Source organism: Streptomyces swartbergensis (assembly GCF_002148965.1).
Lineage (GTDB): Bacteria > Actinomycetota > Actinomycetes > Streptomycetales > Streptomycetaceae > Streptomyces > Streptomyces swartbergensis.
In genome coordinates this window covers 1-11,194 of the sequence record NZ_NGFN01000281.1, presented here as the reverse complement: position 1 = coordinate 11,194, position 11,194 = coordinate 1, and the positions used below count along the sequence as shown (strand labels likewise).

10 protein-coding genes and 1 pseudogene are annotated in these 11,194 nt (G+C 71.9%); 4 read left to right on the top strand and 7 right to left on the bottom strand.

Annotated features, from left to right (window positions below; all coding sequences use genetic code 11):
- Positions 1–21: 21 nt before the first annotated feature.
- A pseudogene (locus CA983_RS32580) lies at positions 22–1,068 on the bottom strand (ferrochelatase); the annotation flags it as partial.
- Between the two features lie 157 nt (positions 1,069–1,225).
- Between CA983_RS32580 and CA983_RS32575 the strand changes: the two are divergent.
- Positions 1,226–2,464: an MFS transporter gene (locus CA983_RS32575; protein ID WP_086604397.1), complete on the top strand. Its 1,239-nt coding sequence runs from the start codon at positions 1,226–1,228 to the stop codon at positions 2,462–2,464.
- The gene (locus tag CA983_RS32570; protein WP_086604396.1) at positions 2,424–3,743 is read left to right on the top strand and encodes a D-arabinono-1,4-lactone oxidase; all 1,320 of its coding nucleotides are present in this window, start codon (positions 2,424–2,426) and stop codon (positions 3,741–3,743) included. The genes CA983_RS32575 and CA983_RS32570 overlap by 41 nt, the downstream gene beginning before the upstream one ends.
- Here the strand turns inward: CA983_RS32570 and CA983_RS32565 are convergent.
- Entirely contained in the window at positions 3,667–4,482 is an 816-nt protein-coding gene (locus CA983_RS32565; protein ID WP_167407514.1) for a hypothetical protein, read from the bottom strand. The two genes, CA983_RS32570 and CA983_RS32565, sit on opposite strands and share 77 nt — an antisense overlap.
- Before the next feature lie 472 nt (positions 4,483–4,954).
- Here CA983_RS32565 and sepH point away from each other — a divergent pair, with 472 nt between their 5' ends.
- Positions 4,955–5,989, top strand: a complete 1,035-nt coding sequence (gene sepH / locus CA983_RS32560) for a septation protein SepH (protein WP_086604395.1) — start codon at positions 4,955–4,957, stop codon at positions 5,987–5,989.
- A gap of 74 nt (positions 5,990–6,063) precedes the next feature.
- On the opposite strand, the gene CA983_RS32555 is transcribed toward sepH, so the two are convergent.
- The gene (locus CA983_RS32555; protein WP_086604394.1) at positions 6,064–6,915 is read right to left on the bottom strand and encodes a sulfurtransferase; all 852 of its coding nucleotides are present in this window, start codon (positions 6,913–6,915) and stop codon (positions 6,064–6,066) included.
- 250 nt (positions 6,916–7,165) lie between these two features.
- Between CA983_RS32555 and CA983_RS32550 the strand changes: the two genes are divergently transcribed.
- Entirely contained in the window at positions 7,166–7,969 is an 804-nt protein-coding gene (locus CA983_RS32550) for a VOC family protein (protein WP_086604393.1), read from the top strand.
- A gap of 84 nt (positions 7,970–8,053) precedes the next feature.
- Here the strand turns inward: CA983_RS32550 and CA983_RS32545 are convergent, their stop codons facing one another.
- From CA983_RS32545 to CA983_RS32530, 4 genes are all read right to left on the bottom strand, one after another.
- Positions 8,054–8,704 (bottom strand): thymidine kinase, encoded by a 651-nt coding sequence (locus tag CA983_RS32545; protein WP_086604392.1) that lies wholly within the window; start codon positions 8,702–8,704, stop codon positions 8,054–8,056.
- Positions 8,705–8,760: 56 nt separating this feature from the next.
- Positions 8,761–9,957, bottom strand: a complete 1,197-nt coding sequence (locus tag CA983_RS32540) for an alkaline phosphatase family protein (RefSeq protein ID WP_086604391.1) — start codon at positions 9,955–9,957, stop codon at positions 8,761–8,763.
- Entirely contained in the window at positions 9,957–10,544 is a 588-nt protein-coding gene (locus tag CA983_RS32535; RefSeq protein WP_086604390.1) for a DUF5998 family protein, read from the bottom strand. Before CA983_RS32535 ends, CA983_RS32540 begins: the two co-directional genes overlap by 1 nt.
- 75 nt (positions 10,545–10,619) lie before the next feature.
- On the bottom strand, positions 10,620–11,194 hold a 575-nt coding region (locus CA983_RS32530; protein WP_208637090.1), incomplete at its 5' end, for an acetate--CoA ligase family protein.

Here is an 11,194-nt window from a genome sequence, read left to right as displayed (position 1 = left end):
CATGGAGGTCCTCTACGACCTCGACACGGAGGCCAAGGCCAGGGCGCAGGGGGTGACCTCCTGCCCGCGCTCGACGGCGGCGCGCTCCACGACGAGCTCGCGGATCGCGGCGGCGAACCTCGGGTCGGCGCCGACGGTGGCCGAGCGACGCATCGGCAGCCCCAGCTCCTCCGCCCTGGCCTTGGCCTCCGTGTCGAGGTCGTAGAGGACCTCCATGTGGTCGGAGACGAACCCGATGGGGGCGATCACCACGGCCGGGACACCGGCCGCGTGCCGCTCGTCCAGGTGGTCGCAGATGTCGGGCTCCAGCCACGGGATGTGCGGGGCGCCGGAGCGGGACTGGTAGACGAGCTGCCAGGGGTGGTCGACGCCGGTGCGCTCCCGGACGGCGTCCGCGATCAGCTGCGCCACGTCCAGGTGCTGCCTGACGTACGCGCCGCCGTCGCCGTGGTCCTCGACGGGGCCGGAGGTGTCGGCGGAGGCCGTCGGGATCGAGTGCGTCGAGAAGGCGATGTGCGCCCCGTCCCGGACGTCCTCGGGCAGCTCGGCGAGGGACCGGATCACCCCGTCGATCATGGGTTCGAGGAACCCCGGGTGGTTGAAGTAGTGCCGGAGCTTGTCGATCTTCGGCAGCTCCAGCCCCTCGGCCTTGAGGGCGGCGAGCGAGTCGGCGAGGTTCTCGCGGTACTGGCGGCAGCCCGAGTACGAGGCGTAGGCGCTGGTGGCGAGGACCAGGATGCGGCGGCGGCCGTCGCGGACCATCTCGCGCAGCGTGTCGGTCAGATACGGCGCCCAGTTGCGGTTGCCCCAGTAGACCGGCAGGTCCAGGCCGTGGTCGGCGAAGTCCTTGCGCAGGGCGTCCAGCAGGGCACGGTTCTGGTCGTTGATGGGGCTGACCCCGCCGAACAGGAAGTAGTGCTGCCCGACTTCCTTGAGGCGTTCCTTGGGGATGCCGCGCCCCCGCGTCACGTTCTCCAGGAACGGGACCACGTCGTCCGGGCCTTCCGGGCCGCCGAAGGAGAGCAGGAGCAGGGCGTCGTAGGGAGTGACATCGCGCGCGTCTGGCATGAGTCGATCCTGCCACCCTGTACTGACAGCCGGGAAACGGCGGGGTGACACCTGCGCGGCGGACGGTCCCGGGCGGTCTGACGGGTGCGTCGGGCGCACCACGCGGCGTAATCTGTGTCGACTGCGTTCGCAGCTTACTGAGCCTTCCGGAGACCCCGTGCCCAGCCCCTACCGCGCCCTGTTCGCCGCTCCCGGCAGCAAGGGCTTCTCCGCCGCGGGCTTCCTCGGCCGTATGCCGCTGTCGATGATGGGCATCGGCGTCGTCACGATGGTCTCCCAGCTCACCGGGCGGTACGGCCTGGCCGGCGCCCTGTCGGCCACCATCGCGCTGGCGGCGGCGGTGGCCGGACCGCAGGTCTCGCGACTGGTGGACCAGTACGGACAGCGGCGGGTGCTGCGGCCGGCGACGCTGATCTCGCTGGCCGCGGCGGCCCTGCTGCTGTTCGCGGCGCACTACGGATGGCCGGACTGGGTGCTGTTCGTGGCGTGCGTCGGCATCGGCTGCGTGCCGAGCGTCGGCGCGATGATCCGGGCCCGCTGGGCGGCCCTGTACCGGGGCACGCCGCAGTTGCACACCGCGTACTCCTTCGAGTCCGTGGTGGACGAGGTGTGCTTCATCTTCGGGCCGATCATCTCCATCGGCCTGTCCACGGCCTGGTTCCCGGAGGCCGGCCCGCTGCTCGCCGCCTGCTTCCTGGCCGTCGGCGTCTTCTGGCTGACCGCGCAGCGCGCCACCGAGCCGAAGCCGCATCCGCGCGAGCACCGTGGCGGGGGCACGGCCATGCGCTCGCCGGGTCTTCAGGTCCTGGTGGCCACCTTCGTGGCGACCGGGGCGATCTTCGGCGCCGTCGACGTGGTCACCGTGGCCTTCGCCGACGAGGAGGGGCACAAGGCCGCCGCGAGCGTCGTCCTCGCGCTGTACGCGGCCGGTTCCTGCGTGGCGGGCATGGTCTTCGGACTGATGCACTTCGCCGGGGCGCCGGAACGCCGGTGGCTGCTGGGCGTGTGCGCCATGGCCGTGAGTATGATCCCCCTCCTACTGGTCGGAAACTTGCCGTTTCTGGCCGTGGCGCTGTTCGTTGCGGGTCTGGCCATCGCTCCGACGATGATCACGACGATGTCCCTCATCGAAGAGCACGTACCACGCGCGCAGCTCACCGAGGGCATGACCTGGGTGAGCACCGGGCTCGCGGTCGGGGTCGCACTCGGCTCCTCCGCGGCCGGCTGGGTGATCGACGCGGCCGGGGCGCGTGCCGGGTACGGGGTTCCGGCGGTGGCCGGGGCCGTCGCGGTCGCGGTGGGTTTCCTCGGATTCCGTCGGCTCAAGCGGCCGGCTACGGGTCGGGGAGGCTCCGTTGAGCAGCACAGCGAACGGAAAGAACGGCACGTGGCGTAACTGGGGCGGCAACGTCTCCGCGCGGCCCGCGCGTGAGGTCACCCCGGCCTCCGTCGACGAGCTGGCCGCCGCCGTGCGGCGGGCCGGCGAGGACGGCCTGAAGGTGAAGGCCGTCGGCTCCGGGCACTCCTTCACGTCCATAGCCGCGACGGACGGTGTGTTGATCCGTCCTCAACTGTTGACCGGCATACGCCACATTGATCGCGAGGCCATGACCGTCACGGTGGAGTCCGGCACCCCGCTCAAGAGACTCAACGTGGCTCTTGCGCGCGAGGGACTGTCGCTGACGAACATGGGCGACATCATGGAGCAGACGGTCTCCGGAGCCACCAGTACCGGCACGCACGGCACGGGCCGCGACTCCGGCTCGATCGCCGCCCAGATCAAGGGCCTGGAACTGGTCACCGCCGACGGCTCCGTCCTCACCTGCTCCGAGAAGGAGAACCCGGAGGTCTTCGCGGCCGCCCGCATCGGCCTCGGCGCCCTGGGCGTCGTCACCGCGATCACCTTCGCCGTGGAGCCGGTCTTCCTGCTCACGGCCCGCGAGGAGCCGATGCCGTTCGACAGGGTCCTTGCCGACTTCGAGGAACTCTGGGCCGAGAACGAGCACTTCGAGTTCTACTGGTTCCCGCACACCGGGAACACCAACACCAAGCGCAACAACCGCAGCGCGGGTCCCGAGAGGCCGGTGCCCCAGCTCCAGAGCTGGTTCGAGGACGAGTTCCTCTCCAACGGGGCCTTCCAGGTGGCCAACTGGGTCGGCCGCGCGGTGCCCGCCACGATCCCCGCGATCGCCCAGATCTCCAGCAAGGCCCTGTCCGCGCGGACCTACACCGACATCCCTTACAAGGTCTTCACGTCTCCGCGCCGGGTGCGCTTCGTGGAGATGGAGTACGCCGTTCCGCGCGCGGCCGTCGTCGAGACGCTGCGCGAGCTGAAGACGATGGTCGACCGCTCCGGCCTGAAGGTCAGCTTCCCCGTGGAGGTGCGCACCGCCCCGGCGGACGACATCACCCTGTCCACCGCCTCGGGCCGGGGCACCGCGTACATCGCCGTCCACATGTTCCAGGGCACGCCCTACCAGCGGTACTTCACCGCGGCCGAGCGGATCTTCACCGCCCACGAAGGCCGTCCGCACTGGGGCAAGATCCACACCCGGGACGCAGAGTACTTCTCCCGGGTGTATCCGCGCTTCGCCGAGTTCACGGCGTTGCGGGACCGTCTCGATCCTGATCGGCTGTTCCAGAACGACTACTTGCGGAGGGTTCTGGGGGCGTAGGCGACGCACTGGGGGTGGTGTTCCCCGGGGCCTCGCTCCCCTCGGCGCTCGGTGTGGGTGTCGGTGCCGGGCTCGGTGCCGTACCGCCGTCTTCGTCGGGTGAGGGCGAGGCGAGCTCACTCTCAGGAGTGGTGCCGGACGGGCTGTTCGTCGTGGCGTCGCCGTCACCGTAGGGGCCGGACTCACCGTAGGAGCCCGAGTCGCTGGAGGCGCCGGAACCGTCCGAACCTCCGGAGTCCGACGAGGACTTGCCGTCGCCGGTGAAGAAGTCGCCGACGGTCGTGCTGCGTCCGCTACTCAGGTTGTGGCCCGACACCAGTTCATAGGTGGTGATCCCGGTCATCGTGAGACCGAAGACGATCGCCGCCGCGAGCACCGGCCGCTTCCAGCCCCGGGCCCGGGCGCGGTGGACGGTGCCCGCGGTGAACTCGCCAGACTCCGCAGGCGCTTGTTCCGTCGGCCCGGCCGCCTGCCGGGAGGCGACCGCCGTCGCGCCGCGGAGCTGCTCGCCGGTGCGCCTGAAGAAGTGCTGGAAGAGCGTGCCACCGCAGATCGCGACGACGCTGACGACGCCGGCGCCGAGGATCGTGCCGTAGACCCCGAAGTACGAGGCCAGTTCGGCGGCCAGGACCGCCGCCAGGGCACCGCCCGCGACCTGGGGCATGTCCAGGTCGATCCGCTTGCTCCCCTCCGTCTCGGGCTCGCTCGTTCCACCGACGCCATCGGGCCTTTCACGCATCCCCGGACCTTGCCTGCCTTTCCCGCACATGGCCGTTCAACTACACAAGAAGGGGACGCGCGTCAGGAACTGATAGTTCCGATTCTGGAGATCACGTGAAGTTCCCCACGTTCAAGATCGCGGAAAGCGGGCACAGGGCGGCCAAGTCCGCCCCCTTGCCAGAAGTTGGACGGCGCGCCAATCCACGCACGTGGCCCAAATGGAGTACTGTGGCGAGCCCTGGGTCCGGTCTCCTGTCAGGGTGTACGGGGCCTTTAAGGACCGCCGGGAGGGGGGCTAGTTGCACAGGGTGACAGAGTTCGTCACTTAGCGTTGCGAATAGGTAACCGTGCCATAACGGCGATCCAGGGCCCGCGCCCGACACGCCGGGCAACTCGGCAAGGTTGTGGCAGGCTGCACCCGGGCAGGCCACACTCGACTAGCGGAAGCAGCGACGCACGTGACGTCGGCAGGCACCACCCGGGAGGTCCCCATGCCCGAACTGCGTGTCGTGGCCGTCTCGAATGACGGCACACGGCTGGTGCTGAAGGCTGCGGACAGCACGGAGTACACGCTTCCGATCGACGAACGGCTCCGCGCCGCCGTGCGCGGCGACCGTCCTCGCCTCGGCCAGATCGAGATCGAGGTGGAGAGCCATCTCCGCCCCCGCGACATCCAGGCGCGTATACGTGCCGGCGCGACCGCGGAAGAGGTCGCGCAGATGGCAGGCATCCCCGTCGACCGGGTCCGCCGCTTCGAGGGTCCGGTGCTGGCCGAGCGTGCGTTCATGGCCGAGCGGGCCCGCAAGACCCCGGTCCGCCGCCCCGGCGAGAACTCCGGTCCGCCGCTGGGCGAGGCCGTGCAGGAGCGGCTGTTGCTGCGCGGTGCCGAGAAGGACACCGTCCAGTGGGACTCGTGGCGTCGCGACGACGGCACCTGGGAAGTCCTGCTGGTCTACTGCGTCGCGGGCGAACCGCACTCGGCGAGCTGGACGTACGACCCGCCCCGGCGGCTCGTCCAGGCCGTCGACGACGAGGCGCGCATGCTCATCGGCGAGTCCGACGACCTGGCCGCGCCCGAGCCCAGCTTCCCGTTCGTCCCGCGGATCGCCCGGCTGCCGCGCGACCGGCCGCTGGACCGTTCCGCCGACCGCGAGCGGCCCAGCCTTCCGGCAGCGGCGTCCGAGCCGGTGGAGGAGAGCACGAGTGAGCGGGACTCGCTGACCAGCCTGCTGGAGGCAGTGCCGAGCTTCCGCGGCGACCTGGTGGTGCCGGAGCGCCCGGCACCGGAGCCCGAGGAAGAGCCCGTCGCCGAACCCGAGGAGGAGGAGCCCCCGGCTCCCGCCGCCTCGGCCGGTTCCGCCTACGCGGACGTTCTCATGCCACGCTCCGTCGGCAGCCACCGGGACCGGCTCATCGGCGCCACCGACCGCCAGGCCGAGGCCGACGGCGTCCGGCCGGGCCGCAGAGCCGCCGTCCCGAGCTGGGACGAGATCGTGTTCGGGACGCGGCGCAAGAAGCAGGAGTAGCCGGATCGGCTACGGCTACGGCTACACGATGACGAGGGCCGCGCCTTCCGGGCGCGGCCCTCGCTCATGCCGGGTTACCGGGGATCCGGTCCCACCGCGACCGGCCGGTCCGGGTCCGAGGACCACTCCGACCACGAACCCACGTACAGCTCCGCCGGAATGCCCGCGACCGCCAACGCCAGGACCTCGTGGGCCGCGGACACCCCCGACCCGCAGTACACGCCGACCCGCGCATCCTCCGTCACGCCGAGCCCCTCGAAACGCGTCCGGAGTTCCTCGGCGGGGAGGAAACACCCGTCCGCCCCCACGTTCTCCGTGGTGGGCGCCGACACCGCGCCCGGGATGTGCCCGGCCACCGGATCGATCGGCTCGACCTCGCCCCGGTACCGCTCTGCCGCCCGCGCGTCCAGCAGCACCCCGGACCGCGCCAACTCCGCGGCGGCGTCGGCGTCGAGCAGGCCGGCCGCCCCCGCCTCGGGCACGAAGTCACCCTCGGCCGGTTGCGGCACGGTCTTCTCCAACGGCCCCTCCCAGGCCGGCAACCCGCCGTCGAGGACCCGCACGTCCGGGTGACCCGTCCACCGCAGCAACCACCACGCCCGGGCCGCCGCCCAGCCCTGGCCGCCGTCGTAGACGACCACCGGCGTCCCGGACGACACGCCCGCCCGGCGCATCGCGGCACCGAAGCGCGCGAGGTCGGGCAGCGGATGCCGGCCGCCCTTCCCCGGCTCCGAGGCCAACTCCCGGTCCAGGTCGACGAAGACGGCCCCGGGAAGGTGCCCTGCCTCGTACGCGGCCCGGCCGTCGTACGGCGGCTCACCAGTCGCCTTGGGCGCGGTGAGCTGCCAGCGGACATCGAGCAGGACGGGCGGGTTGGCGCCCGTCAGGTCGCTCGCGAGGTCGGATGCGGAGATGATGGCGTTCATGGCTCCATCCTCGCGCACAGGGGTGGCCGTGCCCTCCGCGTCCGGCTACTCTGCTCGACCGAGCCGGGCGATCACGCGGTGTACGGGGACAGGCACATGCTGTACACCTGAACGACACGTGCCGACAAGCGCGCCGCAAGGAACAGCGCACCGCACATCAGGCATTCTCCCGGACAGGGGCCGCCCCGCGGGGCGTGCCCACGGGGGCTGCGCAGAGCACGCCCACCGCGAGGCCGAGAAGAGAGTGACGATGACCGACGCACGGGAGTCAGCCGGCCCGAACGGCGCAGCACCCGCTCGGCACGCGCCCGGCACGCCCTGCTGGGTGAGCCTGATGGTGCACGGGCCGGCCGCGACCCAGGAGTTCTACGGGACGCTGTTCGGCTGGGAGTTCCAGCCGGGCCCCCAGCAACTCGGCCCGTACGTACGGGCGCTGCTCGACGGGCACGAGGTGGCGGGGATCGGCCGGCTGCCGCCGGACCGCCATCTGCCCATCGCGTGGACCCCCTACTTCTCCTCGGAGAACGTGGATCTGACCGCCGAGACGGTGCGCAGCTGCGGCGGCACGATCGGCGTGGGCCCGCTGGACGCGGCCGACGCCGGACGCCTGGCGATCGGCTCCGATCCCTCGGGGGCGGTCTTCGGCGTGTGGCAGGCCGCCGCGCATCTCGGCACGGCCGTCTCGGGCGTCCACGGCACGCCCGCCTGGAACGAGCTGCTGACCTTCGAGTCGGCGACCGTCGCCAAGTTCTACCGGACGGTGTTCGGCTACCAGGAGGAGCCGGTGGTGTCCGCCGACTTCGACTACGTGACCTTGAATCTCGCGGGCCGGCCCGTCGTCGGCATCCACGGGCTGGGGCAGGCCCTGCCCCGCGATCGGGGCGCGCACTGGGTGACGTACTTCCAGGTCGCCGACGTCGGCGACGCACTGGACCACCTGGTGCATCTGGGCGGGCAGGTCCTCAAGCCGGCCCACGACAGCGCGCACGGCCGGGTGGCGACGGTGGCGGATCCGGAGGGGGCGCGGTTCGCGCTCCTGCAACGGCGGCGCTGAGCGTCTGCGGGCGCGCCGGGGGTCGGGACGGCACCACCGGGTGGCCGGAGGACGACATGGCCGGAGGACGACTCGGCCGGAGGGTCAGGAAGGCGACACCGGCAGCACGTCCGGGGACAGGGCCGCCGCGTGGGCCGTCGCCGAGGTCATGCGGCGCCTGTGGTGGCGGCGGCACAGGACCTCGTAGCCGACCTCGTCGGCGGAGTGGGTGACGTCCCCGACGACCACCTGGGCGCCCTCGACGACCATGACGCCGCCTACCGTGCGGGCGTTGTGCGTGGCCCGGGCACCGCACCAGCACAGGGCCTCGACCTGGAGCACCTCGACCCGGTCGGCCAGTTCCACCAGCCGCTGGGAGCCGGGGAACAGCTTGGAGCGGAAGTCGGTCGTGATGCCGAAGGCGTAGACGTCGAGGCCCAGGTCGTCGACCACACGCGCGAGCTGGTCGATCTGCTCCGGCGCGAGGAACTGCGCCTCGTCGGCGATCACGTAGTCCGCGCGGCCGCCCTGCGAGAGGTGGTCGACGAGGTAGGCGTAGAGGTCCTGGCCGTCCTCGACCTCCACCGCGTCCGTGACCAGGCCGAGGCGCGAGGACAGCTTGCCCTGGCCGGCGCGGTCGTCACGCGAGAAGATCATGCCCTGGAGGCCTCGCGCCGAGCGGTTGTGCTCGATCTGGAGAGCCAGCGTCGACTTCCCGCAGTCCATCGTTCCGGAGAAGAACACCAGCTCGGGCATGTCGAGTTGAGCACCTTTCGGCGTGAGAGGTCAGGCGGAGAGGTCGGGGCGGGGCTTCAGGAGCGTACTTCGAGCAGCGGGACCAGCTGCTCGGCGGGGGTCATCGAACCGTGGTTGCCGACCATCGCCGACTCCTTCGGCTCCCGCTGGGAGGCGATGAGCAGGACGTCGTCGCGCGCGGCGGCGACCACGTCGCCGATCCGGCCGTACACCCGTTCGTCGATCTTCGGGCCGAACCAGCCCGCCGCGATGGCCTCGTCGCGGGAGGCGACCCAGAACTGCTCGCCGAGCACCTCGCGCCAGCAGGTCAGGACGTCGTTGGCGGCGCCGGGCACCGCGTAGACGTGCCGGGCGCGGCCCTCGCCGCCGAGCAGGGCGACTCCGGCGCTCAGCTCCCAGTCCTCGTCGAAGTCGATGCGGTGCTCCTCGTCGAACGGCACGTCGATCATGCCGTGGTCGGCGGTGACGTAGAGGGCGCTGCGCGGGGGCAGTTGCTCGGCCAGGCGCTGGACCAGTCGGTCGGCGTACATGAGCTGGCCGCGCCAGGTGTCGGAGTCGACGCCGAAGCGGTGGCCGGCGCCGTCGACCTCGGCGAAGTACGTGTAGACCAGGGAGCGGTCGCCCGCGGCCAGTTGCTCGGCCGCCAGGTCCATGCGGTCCTCGCCGGTCAGCCGCCCGAGGAACGTTCCGCCGCTGAGCGCGACCCTGGTCAGCGGGGTGTTCTCGAAGGTCGGGGACGACACCTGCGCGGCGTGTACCCCCGCCTCCTGCGCCAGTTGGAAGACCGTCGGGTACGGCTGCCAGGCGCCGGGCGGTGTCCACGGCTGCCAGCGCAGCTGGTTCATCAGCTCGCCGGTGTCCGGGTTGCGCACGGTGTAGCCGGGCAGGCCGTGCACGCCGGGCGGCAGGCCGGTGCCGACGGAGGCCAGGGAGGTGGCCGTGGTCGCCGGGTAGCCGGCGGTGAGCGGACGTCCGGTGCCACCGCGCGAGGTGGCGAGCAGGGACGTCATGAAGGGGGCGTCCTCGGGGTGCGCCCTGAGCTGCTCCCAGCCGAGGCCGTCGATCAGGAACACGCAGTTCCGGTCGGCGGGGGTCAGCTCGGGGATCGCGGCGGTCATGCCCGGCACGCCCAGGCCGGCGGCCAGCGTGGGCAGCAGGTCGGCGAGGGAGCCGCTGCCGTACTCGGGGGCCGGCGCGGAGGTGACGGTGAGCGGTTCGGGATGGTGGTCCCAGGCCGTGTTCGGCTGTGCCATCAGCGGGCGCTGTCCGCGGTCGCCTCGGAGAGGGCCTGCGCGAAGACGAGTGCCTGGCGCACGGTCTCCGGTCCGTCCCCCGCCTCGCTGACGCGCAGGCTGAGGTCGTCCGCCGTCGAGTTGCCCGTGTAGCCGTGGTCCGCCTCGCAGTTGGGGTCGCCGCAGGCGGCCGGTTCCAGGTCGATGCGGGAGACGGCGCCCCAGCCGATGGTGAGGACGACCTCACGGGGCAGGGTGCCCGGCTTGTACGACTCGGGGTTGGCGACCACGCGGCTGACCACGATCGACGAGATGCGGCTCAGCTTCACGGACTCCGTCGACGTCGTGGCGTACGGCGTCGGGGAGGTGCTGTCGGCGGCCTGTTCGTCGGTGTGGCTCACGATGAAGCGGTGGTCGGTGAGGACGAGCACCGTCACGTGCCGCCGCACCTCGTTCTGGTCGAACGTCGTCTCCTGGTGGACCAGGTACGACCGGATGGGCTCGCCGCCCACGGCGGCCTCCACCGCCTCGGCCACGAGGGCCGGGTAGTAGCCGCTGCGCTCGATCGCCGCCCGCAGCCCCTGGGTCGTCGTACTGGTCTTGGCCATGACGCCCATCCTACGGGGGCCCACTGACTGCGAGGCACCGGTCGCCCCCTGTCAGTACGCGGGGAGGGTCCCCTGTCAGTAGGCGGGCAGGGTCCGCGGGCCGAGGTCGTCGCGGGCGGGCGGGGGCGCGAGGCGGACCGAGGCGCCCAGGACGCTCAGGCCGTGCGAGGCGACGACGACCGGCTCCAGGGTGACCGCTACGACCTCGGGGTGGTCGTCGACCAGCCGGGACACCCTCAGCAGCAGCTCCTCCAGGGCGCCGGTGTCGGCCGGTGCGGAGCCGCGCCAGCCGAACAGCAGGGGCGCGGTGCGGATCGAGCGCACCAGGGAGGTCGCCTCCTTGTCGGTGACCGGGATCAGCCGGTGGGCCGTGTCCCCGAGCAGCTGCGAGGCGGCCCCGGCGAGCCCGAAGGAGAGCACGGCTCCGGCCGCGGGGTCGATGACGGCCCGTACGACGACGTCCACGCCGCGCGGCGCCATCCGCTGCACGACCGGGCGCAGCTCCTCGGGCGCGCCGAACAGTTCGGTCAACTCGGCGTACGACCGCCGCAGTTGGTCCTCGTCCGCGAGGTCGAGGCGTACGCCGCCCAGGTCCGCGCGGTGCCGCAGGTGCGGGGCGGTGGCCTTGAGGGCGACGGGGTAGCCGAGGG

Coding starts and splice junctions, on each gene's coding strand:
- CA983_RS32565 (WP_167407514.1), bottom strand. CDS start 4,482: ATGCGTGAAAGGCCCGATGGCGTCGGTGGAACGAGCGAGCCCGAGACG.
- sepH (WP_086604395.1), top strand. CDS start 4,955: ATGCCCGAACTGCGTGTCGTGGCCGTCTCGAATGACGGCACACGGCTG.
- CA983_RS32555 (WP_086604394.1), bottom strand. CDS start 6,915: ATGAACGCCATCATCTCCGCATCCGACCTCGCGAGCGACCTGACGGGC.
- CA983_RS32550 (WP_086604393.1), top strand. CDS start 7,166: ATGACCGACGCACGGGAGTCAGCCGGCCCGAACGGCGCAGCACCCGCT.
- CA983_RS32545 (WP_086604392.1), bottom strand. CDS start 8,704: ATGCCCGAGCTGGTGTTCTTCTCCGGAACGATGGACTGCGGGAAGTCG.
- CA983_RS32540 (WP_086604391.1), bottom strand. CDS start 9,957: ATGGCACAGCCGAACACGGCCTGGGACCACCATCCCGAACCGCTCACC.
- CA983_RS32535 (WP_086604390.1), bottom strand. CDS start 10,544: ATGGCCAAGACCAGTACGACGACCCAGGGGCTGCGGGCGGCGATCGAG.